At 62.9% G+C, this 23,513-nt stretch carries 25 protein-coding genes; 14 read left to right on the forward strand and 11 right to left on the reverse strand.

Features of this window, described 5'->3' with window-relative positions:
* Positions 1-192: 192 nt before the first annotated feature.
* Positions 193-1,173, reverse strand: a complete 981-nt coding sequence (locus NY023_RS04060) for an IS5-like element ISPa26 family transposase (protein ID WP_024086516.1) — start codon at positions 1,171-1,173, stop codon at positions 193-195.
* Between the two features lie 416 nt (positions 1,174-1,589).
* Between NY023_RS04060 and hemA the strand changes: the two genes are divergently transcribed.
* The 6 genes from hemA to NY023_RS04090 all read left to right on the forward strand — a co-directional run bounded on the left by hemA (position 1,590) and on the right by NY023_RS04090 (position 6,935).
* Positions 1,590-2,867: a glutamyl-tRNA reductase gene (hemA, locus tag NY023_RS04065; protein WP_013970908.1), complete on the forward strand. Its 1,278-nt coding sequence runs from the start codon at positions 1,590-1,592 to the stop codon at positions 2,865-2,867.
* Positions 2,864-3,946 (forward strand): peptide chain release factor 1, encoded by a 1,083-nt coding sequence (gene prfA / locus NY023_RS04070; RefSeq protein ID WP_013970909.1) that lies wholly within the window; start codon positions 2,864-2,866, stop codon positions 3,944-3,946. The genes hemA and prfA overlap by 4 nt, the downstream gene beginning before the upstream one ends.
* On the forward strand, positions 3,946-4,776 hold the full coding sequence (prmC, locus tag NY023_RS04075; RefSeq protein ID WP_013970910.1) for a peptide chain release factor N(5)-glutamine methyltransferase: 831 nt from the start codon (positions 3,946-3,948) through the stop codon (positions 4,774-4,776). Before prfA ends, prmC begins: the two co-directional genes overlap by 1 nt.
* Entirely contained in the window at positions 4,770-5,525 is a 756-nt protein-coding gene (locus tag NY023_RS04080) for a molybdopterin-synthase adenylyltransferase MoeB (RefSeq protein ID WP_013970911.1), read from the forward strand. The genes prmC and NY023_RS04080 overlap by 7 nt, the downstream gene beginning before the upstream one ends.
* Positions 5,518-6,315, forward strand: coding sequence for a glutamate racemase (murI, locus tag NY023_RS04085; protein ID WP_024086262.1), 798 nt, complete (start codon positions 5,518-5,520; stop codon positions 6,313-6,315). The genes NY023_RS04080 and murI overlap by 8 nt, the downstream gene beginning before the upstream one ends.
* A 101-nt stretch (positions 6,316-6,416) precedes the next feature.
* Positions 6,417-6,935 (forward strand): acyloxyacyl hydrolase, encoded by a 519-nt coding sequence (locus tag NY023_RS04090; protein WP_024086263.1) that lies wholly within the window; start codon positions 6,417-6,419, stop codon positions 6,933-6,935.
* Positions 6,936-7,058: 123 nt separating this feature from the next.
* On the opposite strand, the gene NY023_RS04095 is transcribed toward NY023_RS04090, so the two are convergent.
* From NY023_RS04095 to NY023_RS04115, 5 genes are all read right to left on the reverse strand, one after another.
* On the reverse strand, positions 7,059-7,757 hold the full coding sequence (locus tag NY023_RS04095; protein ID WP_024086264.1) for an SDR family NAD(P)-dependent oxidoreductase: 699 nt from the start codon (positions 7,755-7,757) through the stop codon (positions 7,059-7,061).
* The gene (phrB, locus tag NY023_RS04100; protein WP_013970915.1) at positions 7,754-9,196 is read right to left on the reverse strand and encodes a deoxyribodipyrimidine photo-lyase; all 1,443 of its coding nucleotides are present in this window, start codon (positions 9,194-9,196) and stop codon (positions 7,754-7,756) included. Before phrB ends, NY023_RS04095 begins: the two co-directional genes overlap by 4 nt.
* On the reverse strand, positions 9,187-10,086 hold the full coding sequence (locus NY023_RS04105; protein ID WP_013970916.1) for a MerR family transcriptional regulator: 900 nt from the start codon (positions 10,084-10,086) through the stop codon (positions 9,187-9,189). Before NY023_RS04105 ends, phrB begins: the two co-directional genes overlap by 10 nt.
* Complete coding sequence (locus NY023_RS04110; protein WP_013970917.1) at positions 10,076-11,044, reverse strand: YbgA family protein; 969 nt, start codon at positions 11,042-11,044, stop codon at positions 10,076-10,078. Before NY023_RS04110 ends, NY023_RS04105 begins: the two co-directional genes overlap by 11 nt.
* 100 nt (positions 11,045-11,144) lie before the next feature.
* Positions 11,145-12,131: an NAD(P)/FAD-dependent oxidoreductase gene (locus tag NY023_RS04115; protein ID WP_013970918.1), complete on the reverse strand. Its 987-nt coding sequence runs from the start codon at positions 12,129-12,131 to the stop codon at positions 11,145-11,147.
* Positions 12,132-12,318: 187 nt separating this feature from the next.
* Here NY023_RS04115 and NY023_RS04120 point away from each other — a divergent pair, with 187 nt between their 5' ends.
* Together NY023_RS04120 and hemH are read left to right on the forward strand one after the other, a co-directional pair.
* On the forward strand, positions 12,319-13,224 hold the full coding sequence (locus tag NY023_RS04120) for a TIGR01777 family oxidoreductase (RefSeq protein WP_013970919.1): 906 nt from the start codon (positions 12,319-12,321) through the stop codon (positions 13,222-13,224).
* Positions 13,225-13,237: 13 nt separating this feature from the next.
* Complete coding sequence (gene hemH / locus NY023_RS04125; RefSeq protein ID WP_013970920.1) at positions 13,238-14,251, forward strand: ferrochelatase; 1,014 nt, start codon at positions 13,238-13,240, stop codon at positions 14,249-14,251.
* Positions 14,252-14,374: 123 nt separating this feature from the next.
* Here hemH and NY023_RS04130 read toward each other — a convergent pair whose 3' ends face one another.
* Complete coding sequence (locus tag NY023_RS04130) at positions 14,375-15,649, reverse strand: uracil-xanthine permease family protein (RefSeq protein WP_013970921.1); 1,275 nt, start codon at positions 15,647-15,649, stop codon at positions 14,375-14,377.
* A 2-nt stretch (positions 15,650-15,651) separates the two neighbouring features.
* Positions 15,652-16,290: a uracil phosphoribosyltransferase gene (upp, locus tag NY023_RS04135; RefSeq protein WP_013970922.1), complete on the reverse strand. Its 639-nt coding sequence runs from the start codon at positions 16,288-16,290 to the stop codon at positions 15,652-15,654.
* Positions 16,291-16,451: 161 nt separating this feature from the next.
* Here upp and NY023_RS04140 point away from each other — a divergent pair, with 161 nt between their 5' ends.
* The 4 genes from NY023_RS04140 to NY023_RS04155 all read left to right on the forward strand — a co-directional run bounded on the left by NY023_RS04140 (position 16,452) and on the right by NY023_RS04155 (position 18,457).
* The gene (locus NY023_RS04140) at positions 16,452-17,009 is read left to right on the forward strand and encodes a hypoxanthine-guanine phosphoribosyltransferase (protein WP_013970923.1); all 558 of its coding nucleotides are present in this window, start codon (positions 16,452-16,454) and stop codon (positions 17,007-17,009) included.
* A 2-nt stretch (positions 17,010-17,011) separates the two neighbouring features.
* Entirely contained in the window at positions 17,012-17,485 is a 474-nt protein-coding gene (locus tag NY023_RS04145) for a WbuC family cupin fold metalloprotein (RefSeq protein WP_015268953.1), read from the forward strand.
* Between the two features lie 142 nt (positions 17,486-17,627).
* Positions 17,628-18,098: a hypothetical protein gene (locus tag NY023_RS04150; RefSeq protein ID WP_013970925.1), complete on the forward strand. Its 471-nt coding sequence runs from the start codon at positions 17,628-17,630 to the stop codon at positions 18,096-18,098.
* Between the two features lie 68 nt (positions 18,099-18,166).
* Positions 18,167-18,457, forward strand: a complete 291-nt coding sequence (locus NY023_RS04155) for a PA4642 family protein (RefSeq protein WP_044046896.1) — start codon at positions 18,167-18,169, stop codon at positions 18,455-18,457.
* A gap of 178 nt (positions 18,458-18,635) precedes the next feature.
* Here NY023_RS04155 and mqo read toward each other — a convergent pair whose 3' ends face one another.
* Positions 18,636-20,144, reverse strand: coding sequence for a malate dehydrogenase (quinone) (mqo, locus tag NY023_RS04160; protein WP_013970927.1), 1,509 nt, complete (start codon positions 20,142-20,144; stop codon positions 18,636-18,638).
* Positions 20,145-20,744: 600 nt separating this feature from the next.
* Positions 20,745-20,978 (reverse strand): hypothetical protein, encoded by a 234-nt coding sequence (locus NY023_RS04165; protein WP_013970928.1) that lies wholly within the window; start codon positions 20,976-20,978, stop codon positions 20,745-20,747.
* A gap of 145 nt (positions 20,979-21,123) precedes the next feature.
* Between NY023_RS04165 and NY023_RS04170 the strand changes: the two genes are divergently transcribed.
* Together NY023_RS04170 and NY023_RS04175 are read left to right on the forward strand one after the other, a co-directional pair.
* On the forward strand, positions 21,124-21,708 hold the full coding sequence (locus NY023_RS04170) for a YajG family lipoprotein (protein ID WP_013970929.1): 585 nt from the start codon (positions 21,124-21,126) through the stop codon (positions 21,706-21,708).
* Positions 21,709-21,905: 197 nt separating this feature from the next.
* On the forward strand, positions 21,906-22,166 hold the full coding sequence (locus tag NY023_RS04175; RefSeq protein WP_013970930.1) for a hypothetical protein: 261 nt from the start codon (positions 21,906-21,908) through the stop codon (positions 22,164-22,166).
* 116 nt (positions 22,167-22,282) lie between these two features.
* Here the strand turns inward: NY023_RS04175 and NY023_RS04180 are convergent, their stop codons facing one another.
* A complete protein-coding gene (locus NY023_RS04180) occupies positions 22,283-23,449 on the reverse strand; it encodes a 1-acyl-sn-glycerol-3-phosphate acyltransferase (protein ID WP_024086266.1) in 1,167 nt (388 codons plus the stop codon).
* Positions 23,450-23,513: the final 64 nt, after the last annotated feature.

The raw sequence follows: 23,513 nt of genomic DNA on the forward strand, positions 1-23,513 counted from the left end.
GATGTCGAGCCGATGGCTCTGGCTTTTGCTGTGACTGTTGCTTCTAAGGATGGTCTGAAGTAGCCCCTGTTTTCCGGCTACTTCGCCATCGACACTTTCAAAAAACGGTAGCCGCTCAAATCCCGGTCAAACCTGCCGTCTATTTCAGCCTTTTTTGCCGCTGCAAGCACCTCGCAGCAGTCACTTCACTCTTCACGGACGCACCTCTCCTGCATTGGAGAGCAAATGTCGACGCGCCATCCAAATGTTCGACAGGGCGAACAGCGTCACCATCTGAGCAGTGTTTTTCACCAAGCCTCGGAAGCGCACTTTCGTATAACCAAACTGGCGCTTGATCACCCGAAATGGATGCTCAACCTTGGAGCGAACCTGGGCCTTGGCTCTTTCGATCTTACGTATCGCTTTGTATAACGCGCTGCGGTTACCGTGCTTTTTGTAAGTGCTGCGCCGGGCTGCAATCTGCCAGATGACTTGGCGCCCCTCATGCTCTTCACGCTTCTCTACACCGGTATAGCCCGCATCAGCGCAGACCACGTTCTCACCACCGTGCAGCAGTTTGTCGACTTGGGTTACGTCCGCGACGTTGGCCGCAGTGACCACCACGCTGTGCACAAGCCCGGACTCATCGTCGACACCAATGTGAGCTTTGGCACCGAAGTAATACTGGTTGCCCTTCTTGGTCTGATGCATTTCCGGGTCGCGTTTGCCGTCCTTGTTCTTGGTCGAACTGGGCGCATGAATCAGAGTGGCATCGACGATGGTGCCTTGTCGCAGTGACAAGCCACGGTCGCCCAAATAGCCATTGATCACGCCGAGAATACCGGTGGCCAACTCATGCTTTTCCAGCAGGCGACGGAAGTTGAGGATGGTGGTTTCATCCGGGATTCGCTCCAGGCTCAGACCGGAAAACTGGCGCAGGATCGTCGTCTCGTACAGCGCCTCTTCCATCGCCGGATCGCTGTAACCGAACCAGTTCTGCATTAGATGAATCCGCAGCATCGCCATCAGCGGATAGGCTGGACGGCCCCCTTCGCCCTTTGGGTAATGAGGTTTGATCAGAGCAATCAAACCCTCCCAGGGTACGACCCGATCCATCTCTATCAGGAACAGCTCCTTGCGGGTCTGCTTGCGCTTACCGGCGTACTCGGCATCGGCGAAGGTCATTTGTTTCATCATCGAAAAGCTCGGCGATTGGTGTCCGGGGATTTTGCCAAATCAGGAAGTCTTTTTCAGGATTTCCCTAAGAGCGCGGTAGATCAGGTGCTGCAGATTGCGACTTCAGGAGGCCGAGCGTAGGGCTTGCTCCCGGGAGGACTGCGCAGCAGGCCTCATCCTGGGGCCCAGCGCTTGACGGGCATCCATGCCCGTCACCTCCATGCGCAAGGCCTGCGTTCGGCCTCCTGAAGTCGCGAAGATCAAGATCAGGATCAAAAGCCAGATCAAAAGCCGGCAAGACCTGAAAACACCGCTAGGGCAGGCTACGAAAAGGCGATAGCCGCACGACTATCAGCGCAATAGCGAACGGTGGTTGTCCTGAAACCTGCGAAAGAGGACAATTATCGGCTTCCCGTCACAACCAGCGACCTTGCATGGCCTTTCTTGCACTTGGTATCAACCATAAGACTGCCTCGGTAGACGTACGCGAGCGCGTGGCGTTTACCCCAGAGCAGCTGGTAGACGCCCTGCAGCAGCTCTGCCGGCTGACATCCAGCCGCGAAGCGGCGATTCTGTCGACCTGCAACCGTAGCGAGCTCTATATCGAGCAGGACCACCTGTCCGCCGATGCCGTGCTGCAATGGCTCGCCGACTACCACCGCCTCAGCCTGGACGAGCTGCGCGCCAGCGCCTACGTGCACGAAGAGCACGAGGCGGTGAAGCACATGATGCGGGTGGCCTCCGGCCTGGACTCGCTGGTGCTCGGCGAACCGCAGATCCTCGGCCAGATGAAGTCCGCCTATGCCGTGGCGCGTGAGGCCGGCACCGTCGGCCCGCTGCTCGGGCGCCTGTTCCAGGCCACCTTCAGTGCCGCCAAGCAGGTGCGCACCGACACTGCCATCGGTGAAAACCCGGTGTCGGTGGCGTTTGCCGCGGTCAGCCTGGCCAAGCAGATCTTCAGCGACCTGGGCCGCAGCCAGGCCCTGCTGATCGGTGCCGGCGAAACCATCACCCTGGTCGCCCGCCACCTGCATGAGCAGGGCGTGCGCCGTATCGTCGTGGCCAACCGTACCCTCGAGCGGGCCAGCATCCTGGCCGAACAGTTCGGTGCGCACGCCGTTCTGCTGGCCGACATCCCTCAGGAGCTGGCCAACAGCGACATCGTCATCAGCTCCACCGCCAGCCAGTTGCCGATCCTTGGCAAGGGTGCGGTCGAGAGCGCGCTGAAGCAGCGCCGGCACAAGCCGATTTTCATGGTCGACATTGCCGTACCGCGCGATATCGAAACCGAAGTCGGCGAACTGGATGACGTCTACCTGTACACTGTCGATGACCTGCACGACGTTGTGGCAGAAAACCTCAAAAGTCGCCAGGGCGCGGCCCAGGCCGCCGAAGAGCTGGTGTCGGTGGGGGCAGAGGACTTCATGCTGCGCCTGCGCGAGCTGGCCGCGGTGGATGTGCTCAAGGCCTATCGCCAGCAATGCGAGCGCCTGCGCGACGAAGAACTGCAAAAGGCCCAGCGGCTGCTGGCCAACGGCGGCAACCCCGAAGACGTACTGGCCCAACTGGCCCGGGGGCTGACCAACAAACTCCTGCACGCGCCCAGCGTGCAATTGAAAAGGCTCTCGGCCGAGGGCCGCCTCGATGCGCTGGCCATGGCCCAGGAACTCTTTGCCCTCAACGAGGGCTCGACGGACAAATCCCCGCAATGAAAGCGTCGCTGCTGAACAAACTGGAAATCCTCCAGGACCGCTTCGAAGAACTCACCGCTCTGCTTGGTGATGCCGAGGTCATTTCCGACCAGACGCGCTTTCGCGCCTATTCCCGTGAATACGCCGAAGTCGAGCCGGTCTACGCTGCTTATAAAGAGTGGCGCAAAGTCCAGGACGACCTCGAAGGTGCCCAGGCGCTGCTCAAGGACAGTGACCCGGACCTGCGCGAAATGGCCGTGGAAGAAGTGCGTGAAGCCAAGGAACAACTGCTGACGCTGGAGTCGCAGCTGCAACGCATGCTGTTGCCCAAGGACCCCAACGACGGCCGCAACGTGTTCCTCGAAATCCGCGCCGGCACCGGTGGCGACGAGGCGGCGATCTTCTCCGGCGACCTGTTCCGCATGTATTCGCGCTACGCCGAAAAGCGTGGCTGGCGCCTGGAAATCCTCTCGGAGAACGAAGGCGAGCACGGCGGCTACAAGGAAATCATCGCCCGCGTCGAGGGTGAGAGCGTGTACGGCAAGCTCAAGTTCGAGTCCGGCGCGCACCGCGTACAGCGCGTGCCCGAAACCGAATCCCAGGGCCGTATCCACACCTCCGCGTGCACCGTGGCAGTACTGCCCGAGCCGGACGAGCAGGCGGCCATCGAGATCAACCCGGCCGACCTGCGCGTGGACACCTACCGCGCATCCGGTGCCGGCGGCCAGCACGTCAACAAGACCGACTCGGCGATCCGTATCACCCACTTGCCCACCGGTATCGTGGTCGAGTGCCAGGAAGAGCGCTCGCAGCACAAGAACCGTGCCCGTGCCATGTCCTGGCTGTCGGCCAAGCTCAACGACATGCAGACCAGCGCCGCGCAGAATGCCATCGCCACCGAGCGCAAGCTGCTGGTCGGCTCGGGTGACCGTTCCGAGCGCATCCGTACGTACAATTATCCACAGGGGCGGGTGACCGATCACCGTATCAACCTGACCCTGTACTCGCTGGACGATATCCTCGCCGGCGGGGTGGAGGCGGTGATCGAACCGCTGCTGGCCGAATACCAGGCCGATCAACTGGCCGCTCTGGGGGACTGATGACCATCATCGCCAGCCTGCTGCGCAACGCGCAGTTGCCAGAGTCGCCTACCGAGCGGCTGGATGCCGAGTTGCTGTTGGCCGCGGCCATCGGCAAATCGCGCAGCTACCTGCACACCTGGCCCGAGCGAATCGTCAGCAGCGAAGATGCCGAGACCTATGCTGGCTACCTGCAGCGCCGCCGTGGCGGCGAACCGGTCGCCTACATTCTCGGGCTGCAGGGCTTCTGGAAGATCGATCTGGAAGTGGCACCGCATACCCTGATCCCGCGGCCGGATACCGAGCTGCTGGTCGAAGCTGCCCTTGAACTGCAACCCGCCACGCCGGCCAAGGTCCTTGACCTGGGCACCGGCACCGGCGCGATTGCCTTGGCCCTGGCCAGCGATCGCCCGGCCTGGCAGGTGACCGCAGTGGACCGCGTGGAGGAGGCTGCAGCCCTGGCTGAGCGCAACCGCCAGCGGCTGGGCCTGGCAAACGCCCAGGTACGGCTCAGCCACTGGTTCGACAGTCTGGCCGGCGAGCGTTTCGACCTGATTGTCAGCAACCCGCCCTACATCGCTGCCGCAGACCCGCATTTGGTCGCCGGTGATGTACGCTTCGAGCCCAGCAGTGCGCTGGTGGCCGGTGCCGATGGCCTGGACGACCTGCGCGTGATAGCTGCCCAGGCGCCCGCGCACCTGGTACCGGGTGGCTGGTTACTGCTGGAACACGGCTACGATCAGGCAGCGGCGGTGCGCGCCTTGCTGGCTGAACAAGGCTTCATCGAGGTCGCCAGCCGCACGGACCTGGGCGGCCATGAACGCATTACCCTGGGGCGCCTGCCATGCTGAGTGATCAGGAACTGCTGCGTTACAGCCGGCAGGTTTTGCTGGCCCAGATCGACATCGACGGCCAGTTGCGGCTCAAGCAGAGCAAGGCGCTGATCGTCGGGCTCGGCGGCCTTGGCTCGCCCGTCGCCTTGTACCTGGCCGCCGCCGGGGTCGGTGAGCTGCACCTGGCGGACTTTGACACCGTCGACCTGACCAACCTGCAACGCCAGGTGATCCACGACAGTGCGAGCGTGGGCATGAGCAAGGTCGATTCGGCCCTGCAGCGCCTGCAGGCAATCAACCCGGAAATCAGCCTGGTTGCCCATCGCCAGGCTCTGGACGAGGACTCGCTGGCGGCCGCTGTGGCAGCGGTCGACCTGGTGCTGGACTGCTCTGACAATTTCGGTACCCGCGAGGCGGTCAACGCTGCCTGCGTCGCGGCTGGCAAGCCGCTGGTCAGCGGTGCGGCGATCCGCCTGGAAGGGCAGTTGTCGGTATTCGACCCACGGCGTGACTACAGCCCTTGCTACCACTGCCTGTATGGCCATGGCAGCGAAGCCGAACTGACCTGCAGCGAGGCCGGTGTGATCGGCCCGCTGGTGGGCCTGGTGGGCAGCCTGCAGGCGCTGGAGGCGATGAAGCTGCTGGCCGGGTTCGGCGAGCCGCTGGTCGGCCGCCTGCTGTTGATCGATGCTCTCGGCACTCGTATCCGCGAATTGCGGGTCAAGCGCGACCCGGCTTGTGCGGTCTGTGGTAAGCGCGATGGCTGAGCGATCGGCGCCGGTCGGCGTGATGGACTCCGGGGTTGGCGGCTTGTCGGTACTCGCCGAGATCCAGCGCCTGCTGCCCAACGAGACGCTACTGTACGTGGGCGATTGCGGCCACATACCCTACGGCGAGAAGTCGCCGGACTATATCCGTGAGCGTCTCCGGCGCATTGCTGCGTTCTTCCATGAACAGGGCGCCAAGGCCATGGTACTGGCCTGCAATACCGCCACGGTGGCGGCGGTGGCCGACCTGCGCGAGTTGTACCCGAACTGGCCGCTGGTGGGCATGGAGCCGGCGGTGAAGCCCGCTGCCGCCGCTACGCGCTCTGGCGTGGTCGGTGTGCTGGCCACTACCGGTACCCTGCAGAGTGCCAAGTTCGCTGCCTTGCTCGATCGTTTTGCCAATGACGTACAGGTCATCACCCAACCTTGCCCGGGCCTGGTCGATCTGATCGAGACCGGTGACCTGGCCAGCCCGACGCTGCGCCAGTTGCTGCAAGGTTATGTGCAGCCGTTGCTGGCCGCTGGCTGTGACACGTTGATTCTCGGTTGCACCCATTACCCCTTCCTGCGCCCGTTGCTGGCCGGCATGGTGCCAGCCGACGTCGCCATCATCGATACCGGTGCTGCAGTGGCACGCCAACTGCAGCGGCTGCTGGGCGCGGATGACCTGTTGGCCGATGGGCCGGCCAGGGATACCCGCTTCTGGACCAGTGCCGATCCGCAATATCTCAGAAAGATCCTGCCTTTGCTGTGGCATAAGTCGGACAGTGTGCAAAGCTTTTCATTGTGAAAAAAACGTGAAAAGAAGCTGAACTATCGTACCGCTGCCGTTTTCTACCGCCTTGCCTGAAATGAGGCGGATACCAATAACAGCAAAGAAGGATGTTGCTCATGAAGAAGCTGCTCGGCTTGGCGGCGGCTGCCGTCTTCACCCTGGGGCACTCACTGTCGGCGCAGGCTACCGACGTTTCGTTTTCGGTGGGGCAGACCGGTGACTCGACCATGGTCTACCGGTTGGGGCTGCAATCGAATTGGGAAGCGAGCTGGTGGCAGACCAGCGTCGGGCGCCTGACGGGGTACTGGGATGGGGCCTACACCTATTGGGATGGTGACGAGACCGCGAGCAACCATAGCCTGTCGTTCGCGCCGGTGTTCGTCTACGAGTTTGCCGGGGAGTCGGTGAAGCCTTATATAGAGGCTGGGATTGGCGTGGCGGCATTCTCCAGCACCGAGCTGGAAGACAACGAGCTGGGCTCGGCATTCCAGTTCGAGGACCGCATCGGCTTTGGATTGCGCTTTGCCGGTGGGCATGAGATTGGCGTGCGGGCGATTCACTATTCCAACGCGGGCATCAAGCAGCCCAACGATGGGGTGGAGAGCTATAGTCTGCATTACCGCATGGCGCTCTGAGTTCTCCTGTGCCGGCCTCTTCGCGGGTGAACCCGCTCCCATAGCCCCCCCTGTATCTTGAGTGCAGTGGTGTACCTGTGGGAGCGGGTTTACCCGCGAACAAAGCAGTGCCGATGCCAGGCTCTAGCGCGTCAACGGCCACAGGCCATGGAGATCCAAGGCCTCCAGCACAAGCTCGGGCTCCCTCTGCGGCCACCGCCGCAGCAGTTCTTCTGCCGCATCCTGCGGCGTCCACGCCTCCGGTAGCGCCTGCGCCGGTGTCACGGGTGTCTTCAGCGACTGCGGCCCCACCACGGTCAGCTCAACCCCCTGCGCCTTCAACGCCTGACGCTGCTCGCGCATCCATTGCGGCGTGTTGTTCCAGCCCGCAGGCACCCGCGTCGGTGCATGCAACTGCAGCGCCGAATAACGGTTGAACACCGCCATCACCTGCGGCGAGTCACCCTTCGCCAACAACGGCAGCGCACTGGCCAGGCAATGCTCGCCGGCCAACTGGTTGTCCGTGACGATCGCCTCGAACAACTCGCTGTCAGCCACATCGTCCGCCAGGTAATCGCTGGTACCAGCGTTGATGATCAAGCCATCCAGCGCGCACCAGGCATGGCAGATCTGCTGGCTGGCCTGGGCCGCCTGATGTTCTTCGTGCAACTGCCACGGCAAGCGCAACAGTTGGCTGCCATAGCGTGCACCCAAGGCATCCAGTGCCTCGCCATGCTTCGCGCTTGCAGCTACCCGGTGTCCTTGCCCGAGCAGCCCCTCCACTAAAGCCAGGCCAAGTCCATTGCCTGCTCCCGTCACCCAGATACTGCGTGCGTTGTTCAAGATGCTGCCCTCTGATCCTGCCGGCGCGGGAGGTTCTTGAATGCCTCCAGTGCGCGCTGACGACTGCTGTCGAGATCGACAATTGGACTGTGGTAGGAATATCTAGCAAAAAGATCGGCCGACTTCACGGGGAAATGAATGGCTTTTTCATCTACCCCCTGCAATTCCGGCAGCCAGTGCCGAATGAAACGCCCTTGCGGGTCGAATCGCTGCGACTGTGAAACCGGGTTGAAGATGCGGAAATAGGGCACTGCGTCGGTGCCAGTGGACGCGCTCCACTGCCAACCGCCGTTGTTGGCGGCCAGGTCGCCGTCTATCAAGTGGCGCATGAAATGCCGCTCGCCCTTGCGCCAGTCGATCAGCAGGTTCTTGCTGAGGAACATGGCCACGATCATGCGCAGGCGGTTGTGCATCCACCCGGTGTGCAACAGTTGGCGCATGGCGGCGTCGATGATCGGGAAGCCGGTTCGGCCCTGTTCCCATGCTTCGAGGTCGGCCGGTGCATCGCGCCAGGGCAGGGCTTCGGTCTGGGCGCGGAAGGCTCGGTGACGCGAGACCTGTGGATAACCGGTCAGGATGTGTTTGTAGAATTCGCGCCAGAGCAGCTCGTTGATCCAGGTTTGCACGCCGCTGCTGCCGCTGTCGAACTCGCCGCGGTTGCTGGCCAGGGCACCGTGCAGGCACTGGCGTGGCGAGATCATGCCGGCGGCCAGATAGGCGGAGAGCTGGCTGGTACCGGGCTTGGCAGGCAAGTCACGCAGCTGTTGGTAATCGTCGATGGTTTCATCGAGAAAACGGGTCAGCCGCGCCTTCGCTTCGGCTTCGCCGGCCGGCCAGTGGTCGCGCAGTGCCTGCGCGGGTTTTTCGAAGCCGTCCACGTGCTGTGGGATCGGGTCGCTGCTGACATGCAGCGGTGCCTGGCGTTTTATCTGGCGGGCCAGGGCAGGGAGGCTGCGGTGCAGGTGCTCCAGGCAGCTCTTCTTGAACTGGCTGAACACCTGGAAGTAGTCGCCGCTGCGGGTAAGGATGGTGCCAGGGCGGAACAACAGCTGGTCGAGGTGGCTGTGGGCCTGGATGGACGACTTTTCCAGCAGCGCGCGGGTGGCGTCGTCGCGACGTTGCTCGTTGATGCCGTACTCCTCGTTCCAGTGCACGCTTTGCACCTGATGTTGGCGGCAGACGTCGAGTACGGCCTGTGGCGCCTGGTCCCAAGTGTCGATCCTGCGGATCAGCAGGGGGATGTTCAAGCGCTCCAGCGACTGGCGCAGGTCGCGCAGGCTGCGCAGCCAGAAGTCGACCTTGCAGGCGGCGTCGTCGTGGGCCAGCCATTGCCCGGGGCTGACCAGCCACAGTGCGAGGGTCGGGCCGCGTTCGCTGGCGGCGGCTAGCGCGGTGTTGTCATCGATGCGCAGGTCGCTGCGCAGCCAGGTCAGGTGCATGGTGCGGTCATCTCTCCAGGCTGGCGGTCATGGGCTTGCAGCAAACGCAATGCCGCCTGCGGGGTATCGAACAGGGCAAGATTGGGCAGCCCCAGGGCGCGCAGCCGGGTTTCATGCAGCGCCAGCGTCGGCCCGCCAGCCAGGGTCGGCACGGGCAGGTTGGACAGGGTACGGTGCAACGCCTTGTCATCGATGCGTGGCCCCAGGTGCAGGAGCACGGCGCGTGGCTTGAGCATGGTGGCTGCGCGTTGCAGGTGCGCGCCAGCAATGGTGTGCTCCAGCACTTCGACCGGCAGGCCGTTGCTGGTGAACAGCCAGGCGCACAACCACAAACCGGGGCTGAAAGTTTGTTCGCTGTCTTCGGCCAGCAAGATGGCAGGCCCTTGCAGCAACTGGTTGTCGTGGTAGACCCTGGCGCCCAGCTTGCTGCGCAACCAGCTGTGGAAAAACACCTGTTCCAGCCGTGCGTTGAAGTAATTGCGCCAGCGCAGGTCGAGGAGGTCGAGCAGCGGCAACAGCAATTGCTCGCACAGGGTGACGGCCGGGTACAGGGCCATCGCCTGGTTGAGCTGCTGGTCGAGGGCGCGCTGCGACAGCGTGGCGATGGCCTCGATCAGTTGGAACTGCCGGGCTTGCCAGTCGCCTTTCGGCGGCGTGCTGGCCGGTTTGTCGAGCAGCTCGCGTACCTGGCCGACGGAGGCGCCGCGCTGCAGCCAGGCAAGGATCGCTTCTACTCGTTCGACCTGCTCCAGCGGATACAGGCGATGGCCCTTGGCGGTACGCTGGGGCTTGAGAAGGCCGTAGCGGCGCTCCCAGGCTCGCAGGGTGACGGGATTGACGCCCGTGCGGCGAGCCAGTTCGCCGATGGGCAACAGGATCTCAGACGGCATTGCGCAGGCCCAGGCTCTCGGGGTGCGGCTGAAGGTAGGCCTGCTGCTGCAGATACGGATCGGGATGCTTGCGCAAATGGTGCTTGAGCAGGGTCAGCGGCACTACCAGCGGCACCACGCCTTGCTGGTATTGGCCGATGATGGCCTGCAGCTCGGCTTTGTCCTGCCGTGTGAGGATGTCCTTGAAGTAGCCGCTCAGATGCTGCAGCACGTTGCAATGAGTGCCGCGGCTGGCACAGCGGCGCAGAGCCTGCATCAGCTGGCTGAAGTAGCGCGGGCCGATGCTTTGCGGGTCATCGTCCTTGCTCATGCTGCCGAGCAGGCGCCCGAGGCTGCGGTAGGCCTGCGGGTTGTTGGCCATCAACAGGTACTTGTAGCGTGAGTGGAATCGCACCAGAGCGCCACGGCTCAGGCCTTCGGCCAGCAGGCGTTGCCAGTCGGCGTACGCGTACACGCGGCTGATGAAGTTCTCGCGCAGTATGGGGTCGTGCAGGCGGCCTTCTTCTTCCACCGGCAGGTCCGGCCGCCGTGCGCAGAACGCCTGCGCATACACTCCCCGCCCACCGTGGAAGGCAGGGTGGCCATTGTCTTGGTATACCTTGACCCGCTCCAGGCCACAGGAAGGCGATTTCTGCATGAAGATGTAGCCGCAGATATCATCGAGTTCCGCCGCCATTTGCTCGCCATAGCTGCGCAGCGGTCCGGTCAGGTCCATGCCGGGGTTGCGGGTGCCTACCACTTCCGGCTGCTCGGGGTCGCCGACCAGGCGGATCGGGTCGCGCGGCACGCCCAGGCCGATGGCCACCTCCGGGCACACCGGCAACCAGTCGAAATGTTCCTCGAGTTGCATACGGCACAGGTCGGAGGCCTTGTGGCCGCCGTTATAGCGCACGCTGTGCCCGGTCAGGCAGGCGCTGATGGCGATACGCGGCTTGCTGTGGGCGGATGAGTCGTGCATGGGCTGCCTCCAAAAACCTGTACGAGACAAAATAGTTGTACAGGTTCATTCCAGCACAGCCCGGAAGTTATGCAAACAGTTTTTTTTGTATAACCCTACATCACTCGAGATGTTCGAGCAGTCGACGCGCCGCTTCCTGGCCACTGAGCCAGGCGCCCTCGACACGGCCGGACAGGCACCAGTCGCCGCAGGCGTATAGGCCCTGGTCAGCATCGGCCAGTGCGCCCCATTCATGGTTGCTGCTCGGACGGGCATAAAGCCAGCGGTGGGCCAAGGCAAAAGTAGGTGCTGGCACCACGCAGCCGACCAGTTCGGCGAATTCGCCCCACAGCTGTTCGATCACTTCCTCCTTGGGCAGGTCGATGTGTTGTCGGCTCCAGTCCGATGTGGCGTGCAGTACCCAGGTGTCGAGTTGCTCGTCACGCCCGGGCTTGCTGCGGTTGCGCGCCAGCCAGTCGAGCGGGTTGTCCTGCACGAAGCAGCCTTGCATCGGGGTATCCAGCGGTGTCTGGAAGGCCAGGGCGACGGCCCAGGTGGGCTCCATCTGCACACCGGCGGCCACGGCAGCGAGCTTCGGGGTAGCGGCCAGCAGCGGCGTGGCCTGTGGCGCCGGCACGGCGATCACCACGCGGCTGTAGGGGCCGTGGCTGCAGCCTTCGGTGTCCTGCAGGTGCCAGTACTGCTTGCCGCGGAACACTTCGGCGATGCGGCAGCCGAAGTTGACCGTCACGTCCTTGAGCAGGCCGCGGGTGATTGCACTCATGCGCGGCACGCCCACCCAGCGCGTCTGCTCGTCGGGGGAGGGGCTGAGTTCACCATCGCGGTAGTTGTACAGCTGTGGCTTCCATTGCGCGGCCCAACCGGCGGCAACCCATTGCTGTACCTGCTCGACGAAGCGGCGGTCACGGGCCGTGAAGTATTGGGCGCCGAGGTCCAGCGCGCCAGCTTCGCTGCGCTTGCTGGCCATGCGCCCGCCACTGCCGTGGCCCTTGTCGAACAAATGCACGGATTGCCCGGCCTTCTGCAGGGCCTGGGCGGCTGACAGGCCGGCGATACCGGCCCCGATGATGGCGATAGGTACTGTCATGATGGCCTCTTCAAACCTTGCTGTAAGCAGACTACGCTGTCAGGAAAACCTGTACAATGCTCAAATGTTGTATAAGGTTATTCCGTGTTGGCAGGCAGGTTGGCCTATGTTTATCCGAGAGCGTCGGGTCAAAAAAGTGCCTTGATGTTAAAAATAGACCACCGCCGCATTCTGCGAGGACACAGCCATGCATATATTGCTGACAGGCGGCACCGGGTTGATTGGCAAGCACCTGTGCCAGTACTGGCTCGGCCAGGGTCATCGCCTGACGGTGTGGAGTCGGCGGCCTGAACAGGTGCCGAAAATTTGTGGGACCGGCGTGCGTGGCATCGCCCGCCTGGAACAACTGGAGGCGGATGTTCAGCTGGACGCAGTGATCAACCTGGCCGGCGCGCCGATTGCCGATCGGCCCTGGACGGCGGCCCGGCGCAACCTGCTGTGGGCCAGCCGCGTCACCCTCACCGAGCAGTTACTGGCCTGGTTGGGCAGCCGCGAACAGCGCCCGGAAGTGTTGATTTCCGGCTCTGCGGTGGGCTGGTATGGAGACGGTGGCGAACGCGAGCTGACCGAGGCTTCACCGCCGGTGCGCGAAGATTTCGCCAGCCAACTGTGCATTGCCTGGGAAGAGACAGCGATGCGTTCGCAGGCTCAGGGCATTCGCGTGGTGCTGGTGCGTACCGGGTTGGTGCTGGCCAGTGACGGCGGCTTTTTGTCGCGCCTGCGCCTGCCCTTCAAACTGGGGCTGGGCGGGCCTTTGGGTGACGGGCGGCAGTGGATGCCTTGGGTCCATATAGACGACCAGGTCGCCCTGATTGATTTTCTCTTGCAGCACAAGGATGCCAGCGGTCCTTATAATGCCTGCGCCCCGGAGCCGGTGCGCAACCGCGAGTTCGCCAGGCGCCTGGGCCGCGCCTTGCACCGGCCGGCGCTGCTGCCAGTGCCGGCACTGCTGCTCAAGGCGGGGCTGGGTGAGCTGTCGACCCTGCTACTCGGCGGCCAGCGCGCCCGCCCGGCACGCTTGCTGGCGGCAGGCTTCACCTTCCGCTTCAACGATCTGCAATCGGCTCTGGACAACCTGTCCAGCTGCCTCTGACATAGGACGCTGCATGACCGATCACGCCCTGCTGCTGGTCAACCTGGGTTCCCCGGCCTCCACCTCGGTGGCCGATGTGCGCCGCTACCTCAACCAGTTCCTCATGGACCCGTATGTGATCGACCTGCCCTGGCCGGTACGGCGCCTGCTGGTGTCGCTGATCCTGATCAAGCGCCCGGAGCAGTCGGCGCACGCCTATGGCTCGATCTGGTGGGAAGAGGGCTCGCCGCTGGTAGTGCTGACCCGTCGCCTGCAGGCGGCAATGGTCGAGCACTGGCCCCATGGCCCGGTGGAGATTGCCATGCGCTATGGCCAGCCGGCCTTGCCCGAGGTGCTGGAGCGCCTGGTGGCCCAGGGTGTGCGCAAGGTGACCCTGGCGCCGCTGTATCCACAGTTCGCTGACAGCACGGTGACCACTGTGGTGGAACTGGCCAGGCAGACGGTCAGTGAACGCCAGTTGCCGTTGCAACTTCGCGTGCTGCAGCCATTCTACGAGCACCCGGACTACATCGAGGCATTGGTCGCCAGCGCCCGGCCTTACCTGGAGCAGGATTACGATCACCTGTTGCTGAGCTTCCATGGTTTGCCGGAGCGCCACTTGAAGAAGCTGGACCCTACCGGCAAGCATGACTTCCAGGCGGCCGATTGCTGCAAGGATGCCAGTGCCGACATGCGCGCGGTGTGCTACCGCGGGCAGTGCTTGGCAACGGCCAGGGCCTTTGCGCAGAAGATGGGCATACCCGATGGCAAATGGTCGGTGTCGTTCCAGTCACGACTGGGGCGGGCCAAGTGGATCGAACCCTATACCGAGGCGCGGCTGGACGAGCTGGCCAAGGCTGGGGTGAAGAAGCTGCTGGTAATGTGCCCGGCGTTCGTGGCCGATTGCATCGAGACCCTGGAAGAGATCGGCATGCGCGGGAGCGAGCAGTTTGTCGAGGCCGGCGGGCAGGAGCTGGTGCTGGTGCCTTGCCTGAATGATCACCCGGAGTGGGTGAAGGCGCTGGCGGGGATGTGCGAAAAAACCTGAGTCCAAGGTTGCCCTCTTCGCGGGTAAACCCGCTCCCACAGGTTTTGCACAAGGCCTGAGGGCAGCGGGGTACCTGTGGGAGCGGGTTTACCCGCGAAGTGGCCGGGTCAGGCTAAAGCCGAATCAAGGCAACTGATCATCCAGCTTCTTGTGCTTCCAGCCATCATTGCCCGGCAAGATCAGGTTCAGGGCGATAGCCACGATGGCGCACAGGGCGATGCCCTTCAGGCCCCAGTCATCCGGGCCATCACCACTGCCGATCAGTACGCCGCCGATACCGAACACCAGTGTCACCGACACGATCACCAGGTTGCGCGCTTCAGCCAGGTCGATCTTGTGGCGGATCATGGTGTTCATGCCCACCGCCGCGATCGAGCCGAACAGCAGGCACAGGATGCCACCCATCACCGGTACCGGGATGCTTTGCAGCAATGCGCCGAACTTGCCGATGAAGGCGAGGGTGATAGCGAAAATCGCCGCCCAGGTCATGATCTTCGGGTTGTAGTTCTTGGTCAGCATCACCGCGCCGGTGACTTCGGCATAGGTGGTGTTGGGCGGGCCGCCGAACAGGCCGGCTGCGGTGGTGGCCAGGCCGTCGCCCAGCAGGGTGCGGTGCAGGCCGGGCTTCTTCAGGTAGTCGCGGCCGGTCACGCTGCCGACCGCGATCACCCCGCCGATGTGCTCGATCGCCGGTGCCAGGGCAACCGGGACGATGAACAGGATGGCCTGCCAGTTGAATGCTGGCGCGGTGAAGTTGGGCAGCTCCAGCCACGGCGCGGCGGCGATCTTGGCAGTGTCGACCACGCCAAAGGCGAACGACAGGGCAAAGCCTACGAACACGCCGGCAATGATCGGCACCAGACGGAAGATGCCCTTGCCGAACACGGCAACGATCAGCGTTGTCAGCAGGGCCGGCATCGAGATCATCATGGCGGTCTTGTACGGCAGCAACACGCTGCCGTCACCGGCCTTGCCCATCGCCATGTTGGCGGCGATCGGCGCCATGGCCAGGCCGATGGAGATGATCACCGGGCCGATCACCACCGGCGGCAGCATGCGGTCGATGAAGCCAGTGCCTTTGATTTTTACCATCAGGCCCATGAAGGTGTACACGAAACCTGCGGCCATCACGCCGCCCATGGTCTCGGCCAGGCCGAACTGGCCCTTGGCGAGGATGATCGGGGTGATGAAAGCAAAGCTCGAGGCCAGGAACACGGGTACCTGGCGGCCGGTGACCAGCTGGAACAGCAGGGTGCCGATGCCGGCAGTGAACAGCGCTACGTTCGGATCGAGGCCGGTGATCAGTGGCATCAGCACCAGCGCGCCAAATGCCACGAAGAGCATCTGCGCGCCCGAAACGACCTGGCGCCAGAGCGGGTCGTTGAAGCCGTCCTGCATGGTCAGGCGTCCTTTTGCTTGGTGCCGAAGATCTTGTCACCGGCATCGCCCAGGCCCGGCACGATGTAGCCGTGTTCGTTCAGGCGCTGGTCGATCGAGGCGGTGTAGATCTGCACGTTCGGGTGGGCTTTTTCCACCACTTCGATGCCTTCTGGCGCAGCGACCAAAACCATGGCGCGGATCTCTTTGCAGCCGGCCTTTTTCAGCAGGTCGATGGTGGCGACCATCGAACCGCCGGTGGCCAGCATCGGGTCGATGATCAGGGCCAGGCGCTGGTTGATGTCCGGCGCGAGCTTTTCCAGGTAGGTGTGGGCTTCGAGGGTTTCCTCGTTGCGGGCAACGCCGACGGCGCTGACCTTGGCGCCCGGGATCAGGCTGAGCACGCCGTCGAGCATGCCGATGCCGGCTCGCAGGATCGGTACCACGGTAATCTTCTTGCCGGCGATTTTTTCAACTTGCACCTTGCCGCACCAGCCGTCGATCTCGTAGGTTTCGAGCGGCAGGTCCTGGGTGGCTTCGTAGGTCAGGAGCGCGCCGACTTCCTGGGCAAGTTCGCGAAAATTCTTGGTGCTGATATCGGCACGGCGCATCAGGCCGAGCTTGTGGCGGATCAGCGGATGGCGGATCTCACGAGTGGGCATAGGGGGGCTCCGAAAGGCGGGCAAAAAAACCGCGCTAGATTAATCTATTCAGCCTGTGCTGTCGTCTGGTCATTCTGGACGTTAGTCCATAAATGCTTGATCTGTGACGAGCGGATGCGTACCTTTGCCCGCTTTTCCAAAATGCACCCCCGGAGAGCGCCATGTCCGCCGATCTCGAGCATATCCGTCAAGTCATGCGTGAAGCTGACTGCCTGTACACCGAAGCCGAAGTCGAAGCGGCCATCGCCAAAGTCGGCGAGCAGATCTGCAAGGACCTGCACGACAAGAACCCGGTGGTTTTCTGCGTGATGAACGGCGGCCTGATCTTCTCGGGCAAACTGCTGACCCACCTGCAGTTCCCACTGGAAGCCAGCTACCTGCACGCTACCCGCTACCGCAACCAGACCAGCGGCGGCGAGCTGTTCTGGAAGGCCAAGCCCGAAGTGTCGTTCATCGACCGTGACGTACTGATCGTCGATGACATCCTCGACGAAGGCCACACCCTCAGCGCCATCATCGAGTTCTGCAAGCATGCTGGTGCGCGCTCGGTGCACACCGCGGTACTGATCGACAAGGAACATGACCGCAAGGCCAGCCCGGAACTCAAGGCCAACTACGTGGGCTTGCCCTGCGTCGACCGCTATATCTTCGGTTACGGCATGGACTACAAAGGCTACTGGCGCAACGCCAACGGCATCTTCGCCGTAAAGGGGCTGTGATCATGCGCCAGCCTGCGTTCATCGACCAATCGCTGTTCGCCGGGCTGGCCGCAAAGGCTGCAGCCAACCCGCGCGGGCGGCAACATCACAATTTCCATGAGATGGAAGAGCCTTGCCACCGCATGGCAGTCGGGCTGCAACCGAGCACCTATATCCCGCCGCATCGGCACCTGAGCGATGACAAAGCCGAAACGCTGGTCGTGCTCAAGGGTTGCCTGGGCCTGCTGCTCTTCAACGAGCAGGGGGCGGTGACCGACAAGCGAGTGCTGCAGGCGGGCGGGGATTGCCTGGGTGTGGACCTGGCGCCTGGTATTTACCATGGGCTTGTGGTGCTGGAGCCGGACAGCATCCTGTTCGAGTGCAAGGCCGGACCGTATCGGCCGGTGGGTGAAGGCGAACATGCGCACTGGGCGCCGCGCGAAGGAGAAGAGGGCGTGGACGAGTACCAGGCCTGGATGCGCGCGCAGTTCGATTGATGTTGCTTGCACCGGCCCCATCGCCGGCAAGCCAGCTCCCACATGGATAGCGCGGTACCTGTGGGCGCTGGCTTGCCGGCGATAGGGCCGGTACAGCCCAGACACAGCATGCTAGAGTGCTCTTTCATTCAAGGAGCCTCACATGCGTGCGTTTCTTCCCCTCCTGCTGGCGGTCAGCCTGCCACTCGCCGCCGCACCGCTGCACAGCCAGTTCCTGCCACCAGACGACCAGTCCCTGCGCCAGGAAGCGCCGACCGGCCAGCAATTGCTGCAAGTGACCGACTACTCGGTGGTAGTGGGTACCCAACGCCAATCCGACCAGCAGCCGATCCCGATCACCTCGTCGTTGCAGGTGCGCCTCAAGGGCAAGCCGCTGAGCAAGGGCGCAACCATCGCCCAGGTACTGCTGACCTTTGACGGTGAAGCGGCCAAGAGCCTGAAGAAACCCGTATACGATGAGAAAACCCGCACCCTGAGCCTGAATTATCCGCTCAGCGACTACCGCGTGATCATGGACCTGCTGCGCAACGAGACGCTGTATGTGCAGTTCCTCACCTACGGCAACGGCCACGTCTGGGCCGACCTGCACACCGGTACCGTACGTACGCGTTGAGGCGCCCGGCCTGCGGGGGGTACACTGCCGGCCTTCGAAATTTCGTGATGGTCCAGTTGGAGTCGGCAATGCGTAAAGACAAGAAACAGGTAATCGGTGACGAGATCAGCGACGACTACATCAAGTCGTTCCTCCAGTTCGAGCCGGCCGATGGCGTGACCTCGCCGTCGCTGCACAAGCTGGTCAAGGCCTACCGCGGCCTGCGCATCGACGATTTCGAGCGTTTTGTCGGCTTCTTCGTCAAGGCTGGGCTGGATCTGGATGGCAAGGACGAGCACGGCCAGACCTTTGTCGAGCAGATTGCCGACCAGCGCAATGCGCCGGATTACATCGAGATCATCGCCAAGGCCCGTGGCTGATTTGTGAACCTGCTCCGGCCCTTTCGCGGGTAAACCCGCTCCCACAGGTACAGCACAGCCCTTAGCTGTGGTGCGGTCCTTGTGGGAGCGGGTTCACCCGCGAAAGGGCCGGAACAGGCTTACAAAGATCCAGGCACAAAAAAACGCCCCGAGGGGCGTTTTTTCGTGACCGGCCGAATCAGGCGTAATGCTTGGCCGCCGGGCTGCTTTCCACCAGGTCCAGCGCCACGTCGTTGTCGGCACTGATCTTGTGGTACAGGGCAGCATCGGTCGCCAGGGTCTTCTCGCGAGCCGGGAAGATTTCCTTGAGCTTGGCAGCCCAGGCACCTTTGGCCTGCTCGGGGAAGCAGCGCTCGATCAGTTCCAGCATGATCGAAACGGTCACCGAAGCGCCCGGCGATGCGCCGAGCAGTGCAGCCAGGCTGCCGTCCTGGGCTGAGACCAGCTCGGTACCGAACTGCAGCACGCCGCCTTTTTTCGGGTCTTTCTTGATGATCTGCACGCGCTGACCGGCTACTTCCAGGCGCCAGTCTTCGGCCTTGGCCTGCGGGTAGAAGCGACGCAGGGCTTCCAGGCGCTGCTCCATCGACTGCATCACTTCGCTGACCAGGTACTTGGTCAGGTCCATGTTGTCACGGGCCACGGCCAGCATCGGGCCGATGTTGCCCATGCGTACCGACAGCGGCAGGTCCATCAGCGAACCGTGCTTCAGGAACTTGGTGGTGAAGCCGGCATATGGACCGAACAGCAGCGATTTCTTGCCATCGACCACGCGGGTATCCAGGTGCGGTACCGACATCGGCGGGGCGCCGACCGCGGCCTGGCTGTAGACCTTGGCCTGGTGCTGCTTGACGATTTCCGGGTTGTCGCAACGCAGCCACTGGCCGCTGACCGGGAAGCCGCCGAAACCTTTGCTTTCCGGAATGCCCGACAGCTGCAGCAGCGGCAGGGCCGCGCCACCGGCGCCGAGGAAGACGAAGCGGGCGTCCACTTCACGGCTACCGCCGCTGTTGACGTCCTTGATGCTCACGGTCCAGCCCTTGCCGTTACGGCGCAGGCCAACGACCTTCTTGCTGTACTTGACCTGGGCGTCCTGCGAGTCGCCCAGCAGCTTCAGCAGCTTGTTGGTCAGGGCGCCGAAGTTGACGTCGGTGCCCTTGAGCACGCGGGTGGCGGCGATGTGCTGGTCGGCTGGGCGGCCTGGCATCATCAGCGGCATCCAGTCCTTCATCACGGCCTTGTCTTCGGTGTATTCCATGTCCGCAAAGGCATGGTGCTGCTTGAGCAGCTCATAGCGCTTCTTGAGGAAGGAAACACCCTTGTCACCCTCGACGTAGCTCAGGTGCGGGACAGGGTTGATGAAGGCACGTGCCGAGCCGAAGTTGCCCTTCTTGCTCAGGTAGGCCCAGAACTGGCGCGAAACCTCGAACTGGGTGTTGATGTGCACGGCCTTCTTGATGTCGATGCTGCCATCGGCGGCCTGGGGCGTGTAGTTAAGCTCGCACAGGCCGGCGTGGCCGGTGCCTGCGTTGTTCCAGGGGTTGGAGCTTTCCGCGGCTCCGGAGTCCATCGCCTCCACGACCTCAAGCTTCAGGGTCGGGTCGAGCTCCTTGAGCAGTACGGCCAGGGTGGCACTCATGATGCCTGCGCCTACCAGTACCACATCAACCGATTCGTTCTGCGCCATTTAACGCGTCTCCACAATCTACAGCTACCTAATTGACAGCATAGGACCTGGGTTCGCCAGGGTCGCCATGTCCGACTTTTCGCAGTTCTTGCAACTTCCGCGGACACCGCCAATCAGTCTTCGGGTTCGCGTATTGAACGCGGTTTGCCACGGGTGCGGCAATTCGACTTATGGTCAAGGTGTCGTGCGTGCGTTATGGAACGGCTCAGACACTCATACGGGATGAGCGCATTTGCCGCCTGTTCAGGGCTGTTCGGGACACATCTGCCGCTTTTGCACATGCCAGACTGTTCATTTGCTCGCCACACTCTTGTGAAGTTGTGAAAACCGTTTTTTCACGCTCTTTTGGAGACGTGAACCTCAAAAGGGGACTGCGCGATGGCAACCCGCAGGTTCATGCAGTGTGAAGGGCCGGAAAAGCAGGCACGACAGCCGATGCAAGACCTGAGTGGAAGGCTCTCTGTGGGCGAAGCATTGAAGTTGCCGGGGTCAATCGGCGAGTGCGGGGCCCGATCAGGAGACGTCCTTATAATCGGGGGGAGATTATAGCGATGTCGCGGGCAGAAATGTCGCCATTCGTGGTTTTTATTGCAGCGTTTGTCAGGCCGCGAGGATGCGCTGGTGCCAGCGGCGGCTTGCGCGGGCGCAAACCCGGGCACTGGCGGGCAGCTCGCGGCCCAGCCAGGCGAGCCGGATTTCGCCGATCTGCACCCAGCCGCTGCCGCTGGGCGCCTGGCTGCATTGCTTGAAGGCCAGGCATTTGCCGTCGGCATCGAGGCGGGCATAGGTGTTGTGGCGCGGGCGTTGGAACAGCAGGGTCCAGAGCGAGGCCATGGCAGCGAGTCCTGTGCGTTAGGGCTTGGCGCAAGGATAAGGGCGCGGCGATGAAACGATTGTGACAAGCGGGCCGGACCGATGACTGGTCGATGCGTGGCTAGGTATACTGTGGGCCTTCGCCGCTTTTTCTGGAGTAACGCGCATGTTGCAACGTCTGTTGTTCGGTTTGATCGCCGTGGCCAGCCTCAGCCTGGTCGGTTGTGCCCACAGCCCGCAACAACTCAACCCGCAACCCACGCTCAAGGCCCAGCTCGCCCCGGTCGGCCATGGCCAGCCGGTAGTGGTCCGGGTAGTTGATGGCCGGGCCTCGCAGTCCCTGGGCACTCGCGGTGGCATGTATCCCGAGACCAGTACCATCAGCGTGAGTGGCAACGACATCGTGCCCAAGCTGCAGGCCCAGGCCGAAGCCGCCGTACGCCTGCTCGGCTTCACCCCGACGCCGAACGCCTACAACGCGCCGCAGCTGACCGTGACCCTGGCCGAACTGAAGTACCAGTCGCCGAAAGACAACCTGTACGTGACCGAGGCTACCATCGGCGCCACCTTCCGTGCCGACGTGTCCAATGGCGGCCGCCGCTACAGTGGCCGTTACGGCGCTTCGCTGGACCAGCGTTTCGGCATGGCGCCGAACCAGGAAACCAACACCCAGCTGGTGGGCGATGTGCTGAGCGATGCCCTGACCCGCATGTTCAAGGACCCGACCATCGGTCAGGTGCTGGGGCAGTAAGCCTTCAGCTATAAAACAAAACCCGCTGCCTGTGTTCCAGGCAGCGGGTTTTTTGTTGTCTGTGCCCGCGAAGAGGCCGGCAAATCTTCATGCCATGCCAGATGAAATTCGATGACACTTTGTCGCCTGAACCGGGCGTCTGGGCATGACTTGGGTAGAATGCCGGCCTTTGCCGTCGCTCATACCGAGGTTGCGTGATGTCCTTGCAAGTGCTCTGGGGGTTCCTGGCCGCCCACCCGACCAAGCTGATCAATCTGCTGGCGCTGCTGCTGACCTGCCCGGGCGGGTTGCTGCTGCACAGTGCGCGGCGGCGCGAGGCCGAGACCCGCGAATACATGGCGGTGGACGAGGGGGTGGTGGACGCGTTCGACCTGCGGGTGCCGCGGTATTTCTACATTCTCGGTTTTTCGTGCCTGGCGATGGCGTTGCTGCTGTCCTGGTTCAGTACCTGGATTTGAGATTTCAGGGCCGCTTTGCGGCCCATCGCGACACAAGGCCGCTCCTACAGGTATGTGCGATCCCCTGTAGGAGCGGCCTTGTGTCGCGATGGGCTGCAAAGCAGCCCTAGGATCTATCAGGCAACCGGTGCCTGCTGCCTGACCTGGTACTGGTTGCGCACCGGCGTCGCATACTGCAGCACAAGGTACGGCCGCTGCTCCTCAGGGCAGGCATCCAGGCGGCGTTGCCATTCCTCCTTGGCCCGAGCCAGCTCATCGGCCGGGAACACCTTCTCGGCGCTCGGCACCTGTAGCGCCTCATCCTTGCCATCCCACATTGCATAGGCCAGGTAGTGCACCGGGAACAGTCGGTAGCCACCGAGGATCTGCCGGTCGATTTCCGCTGCCAGCTGCTTGGTATCCTCGTGATACTCGGTCACCGGCGGGGCAAAGTTGATGTGCACCCGGCCTTTGTAGCCGGTAATGCCCTTGGCGATGCTGTTGTCGTCCTCGCCCGGCGCCTTCTTGTAGGTGCCGGTGGTGGCGCGGATGTACAGCTCGCGGGCCTTGGCCTGGTCGCACGGGTCATATTCGTAGCTGATCGAAACCGGTGTCAGGTTCAGGCTCTGGATCACCGCGCCGAACGGCTCGTCCTTGCGGCTCATGTGGAACATCTTGAGGATCGCCGAATCGGTGCGGTCGTCACCGTCCTTGGCCCGGCCTTCTGCCTGGGCGATCCAGATCGACGTGGCGTCGTTGCGGATCGAGTGGTTGATGTAGGCCGAGAGCAGCTGGTAGGCCGCCAGCTTCTCGCGGCGCCCACTGATCGAGCGGTGCACGATGAAGCTCTTGTTCAGGCGCATCATGTCGCTGACAAACGGCTTTTGCAGCAGGTTGTCGCCAATGGCGATACGCGGCGTGGGCAGCCCGGCGTGGTACACCGCGTAGTTGACGAAGGCCGGGTCCATGACGATGTCACGGTGGTTGGCCAGAAACAGGTAGGCGGTGCCGGCCTTGAGCTGCTCCACGCCCGAATAGGTGACGCCGTCGGTGGCGCGGTCGATGGTCTGGTCGACGTAGTACTCGACTTTGTCCTGCAAGGTCGAGACACAGGTGACACCGGCGAATTCCTTGCGCAGACGGCGGGCGATCAGCGGTTTGAGCAACCAGCCGAGAGCACCGGCCGCACGCGGGAAGCGGAAGTGGGTGAGGATATCGAGGAATGCCGGGTCGCTGAGCAGGCGTGCCAGAACGGCAGGGACCTCAGCGTCGTCGTACGGTCGGATGGCATCGAATTCGCCCATCATGCTCTCTTGTTGGAAACGGCTAGGGTAATAAGGTAGGGGCGGGCTCCGAAAAACGGCTCGG

Origin of the sequence: Pseudomonas sp. NBB (assembly GCF_032701105.1) — a bacterium.
GTDB classification, from domain to species: domain Bacteria; phylum Pseudomonadota; class Gammaproteobacteria; order Pseudomonadales; family Pseudomonadaceae; genus Aquipseudomonas; species Aquipseudomonas asiatica.

Excerpts from the sequence above, each read along its gene's own strand:
- NY023_RS04130 (WP_013970921.1), bottom strand. The coding sequence starts at position 15,649 with ATGCAGGACGGCTTCAACGACCCGCTCTGGCGCCAGGTCGTTTCGGGC.
- hemA (WP_013970908.1), top strand. The coding sequence starts at position 1,590 with ATGGCCTTTCTTGCACTTGGTATCAACCATAAGACTGCCTCGGTAGAC.
- NY023_RS04170 (WP_013970929.1), top strand. The coding sequence starts at position 21,124 with ATGTTGCAACGTCTGTTGTTCGGTTTGATCGCCGTGGCCAGCCTCAGC.
- hemH (WP_013970920.1), top strand. The coding sequence starts at position 13,238 with ATGACCGATCACGCCCTGCTGCTGGTCAACCTGGGTTCCCCGGCCTCC.
- prmC (WP_013970910.1), top strand. The coding sequence starts at position 3,946 with ATGACCATCATCGCCAGCCTGCTGCGCAACGCGCAGTTGCCAGAGTCG.
- upp (WP_013970922.1), bottom strand. The coding sequence starts at position 16,290 with ATGCCCACTCGTGAGATCCGCCATCCGCTGATCCGCCACAAGCTCGGC.
- NY023_RS04120 (WP_013970919.1), top strand. The coding sequence starts at position 12,319 with ATGCATATATTGCTGACAGGCGGCACCGGGTTGATTGGCAAGCACCTG.
- NY023_RS04175 (WP_013970930.1), top strand. The coding sequence starts at position 21,906 with ATGTCCTTGCAAGTGCTCTGGGGGTTCCTGGCCGCCCACCCGACCAAG.
- NY023_RS04110 (WP_013970917.1), bottom strand. The coding sequence starts at position 11,044 with ATGCACGACTCATCCGCCCACAGCAAGCCGCGTATCGCCATCAGCGCC.
- prfA (WP_013970909.1), top strand. The coding sequence starts at position 2,864 with ATGAAAGCGTCGCTGCTGAACAAACTGGAAATCCTCCAGGACCGCTTC.
- murI (WP_024086262.1), top strand. The coding sequence starts at position 5,518 with ATGGCTGAGCGATCGGCGCCGGTCGGCGTGATGGACTCCGGGGTTGGC.
- NY023_RS04140 (WP_013970923.1), top strand. The coding sequence starts at position 16,452 with ATGTCCGCCGATCTCGAGCATATCCGTCAAGTCATGCGTGAAGCTGAC.
- NY023_RS04150 (WP_013970925.1), top strand. The coding sequence starts at position 17,628 with ATGCGTGCGTTTCTTCCCCTCCTGCTGGCGGTCAGCCTGCCACTCGCC.
- NY023_RS04145 (WP_015268953.1), top strand. The coding sequence starts at position 17,012 with ATGCGCCAGCCTGCGTTCATCGACCAATCGCTGTTCGCCGGGCTGGCC.
- NY023_RS04115 (WP_013970918.1), bottom strand. The coding sequence starts at position 12,131 with ATGACAGTACCTATCGCCATCATCGGGGCCGGTATCGCCGGCCTGTCA.
- mqo (WP_013970927.1), bottom strand. The coding sequence starts at position 20,144 with ATGGCGCAGAACGAATCGGTTGATGTGGTACTGGTAGGCGCAGGCATC.
- NY023_RS04165 (WP_013970928.1), bottom strand. The coding sequence starts at position 20,978 with ATGGCCTCGCTCTGGACCCTGCTGTTCCAACGCCCGCGCCACAACACC.
- NY023_RS04060 (WP_024086516.1), bottom strand. The coding sequence starts at position 1,173 with ATGAAACAAATGACCTTCGCCGATGCCGAGTACGCCGGTAAGCGCAAG.
- NY023_RS04155 (WP_044046896.1), top strand. The coding sequence starts at position 18,167 with ATGCGTAAAGACAAGAAACAGGTAATCGGTGACGAGATCAGCGACGAC.
- NY023_RS04105 (WP_013970916.1), bottom strand. The coding sequence starts at position 10,086 with ATGCCGTCTGAGATCCTGTTGCCCATCGGCGAACTGGCTCGCCGCACG.
- NY023_RS04080 (WP_013970911.1), top strand. The coding sequence starts at position 4,770 with ATGCTGAGTGATCAGGAACTGCTGCGTTACAGCCGGCAGGTTTTGCTG.
- phrB (WP_013970915.1), bottom strand. The coding sequence starts at position 9,196 with ATGCACCTGACCTGGCTGCGCAGCGACCTGCGCATCGATGACAACACC.
- NY023_RS04180 (WP_024086266.1), bottom strand. The coding sequence starts at position 23,449 with ATGGGCGAATTCGATGCCATCCGACCGTACGACGACGCTGAGGTCCCT.
- NY023_RS04090 (WP_024086263.1), top strand. The coding sequence starts at position 6,417 with ATGAAGAAGCTGCTCGGCTTGGCGGCGGCTGCCGTCTTCACCCTGGGG.